Genomic DNA, 1,634 nt, shown 5'->3' on the forward strand with positions numbered 1-1,634 from the left:
CGCCGGAGGGTTTCGAGGGCTGGTGGGCGAACGATGTGCAGCTAGTCGATGCGAAAACCCAAACAGCTTCGATACAGGCCGCGGTCGATGCCGCGAAGAAGGCCGACGTTTCGATCGTCGTCGTCGGCGAGAATGAAAGCACGAACCGCGAGGCCTGGTCTGAGGATCACCGCGGCGATCGCGATTCGCTCGATCTGCTTGGCGCGCAAAACGATCTTGTCAAGGCTGTCGTTGAGACCGGCAAGCCTGTCGTTGTTCTGCTGCTGAACGGCCGACCGCTGTCGGTCAACTACATTGCCGAAAAGGTGCCCGCAATTCTTGAGGGCTTCTACCTTGGCGAGGAAGGCGGAACAGCGGCGGCCGACGTAATCTTTGGCGATGCAAACCCGGGCGGAAAGCTGCCGATTACCTTCCCGCATACTGTGGGCGCGCTACCCGACTATTACAACCACAAGCCTTCGGCAAATCGCAGTTACGAGTTCTCGACGCGCCAGCCGCTGTTTCCTTTTGGCTTCGGCCTCAGTTACACCACATTCAAGTTCGACAACCTGAAGGTTGAGCCGCAGCAGATCATGCTGGCAGGAACCGCTAAGATCAGCGTCGACGTAACGAATACGGGCACACGCGAGGGCGATGAAGTTCCACAGCTTTATATTCACCAGCGCGTTGCTTCGGTCACGCAGCCGGTAATGCAGTTGAAGGGATTCGAGCGCATTACATTGAAGCCAGGCGAAAAACGCACCGTAACCTTCACCGTCAATCCGGAAATGCTGTCGATCGTGAACATCGACATGCATCGCGTGGTGGAACCGGGCATCTTCGACTTGATGGTGGGGCCGAGTTCGGATAAGACCAGCAGCGTGAAACTGACCGTAACGGGCGTCGGCGGAGAAACAGGTAAGCCGGCCGCAACGGCGCCGGCCCCCGCAGGCTCCGAGACGAACATGGTGAGCAACTTCGATGAGGGTAAAGTCAAGGCCGCTTATGGCATGTGGATTCCGGCAAGCGATTCGATGAACGGCGGTAAATCCACTTCGAAGTTGATGGTGGTTGAGCCAGGTGGGGCCAATACCAAGGGCGCATTGCAAGTGACCGGCGAACTGGTTGCGGGGCGTCCGTTCATCTTTGCCGGAGCGCTCTTCTCGCCGGGCGCCGCGCCGATGAAGCCCGTAAATCTGTCGAAGAAAAATACCATCGGCTTCTGGGCCAAAGGCGACGGAGGCACTTACATGTTGCTCGTTCTGACAGAAGCACGCAACGGTCAGAATGGCGAGCCGCCGGCGATGACAACCTTCACGGCGGGACCGGAGTGGAAGCAATACTCGTTTCCCTTCTCAACGTTTGATACGGATGGCAGCGACCTGAGTGGAATTGGATTCATCCGCGTCCAGGAGCCGGGCAAGTTTCAGTTCCAGATCGACGAAGTGGAGATCAGATAGAAGAAGGCACGTGTCCAACTGAAGGCGACCGGGATCGTATGCCTCGGCGCTTCGTTCGTCCTCGAAACAATCTCCGCTCAGCGACGCACCGGACCAGTTGACTCGCGTGCGACCAATGTCGGCTGCACGGCAATCTCCTGCCGCAATCGAAGTGTGCCTTGAATCCGACCCAACAAGTGTTCGCCGGCAATCCTG

General features: G+C 58.0%; 1 protein-coding gene. It reads left to right on the forward strand.

What is annotated here, in order from left to right; genetic code table 11:
• On the forward strand, nucleotides 1-1,439 hold a 1,439-nt coding region (locus tag WA354_RS00540), incomplete at its 5' end, for a CIA30 family protein (RefSeq protein ID WP_472811053.1).
• Between the last annotated feature and the right edge of the window lie 195 nt (nucleotides 1,440-1,634).

The organism is Occallatibacter sp. (assembly GCF_049802275.1).
Lineage (GTDB): Bacteria > Acidobacteriota > Terriglobia > Terriglobales > Acidobacteriaceae > Telmatobacter.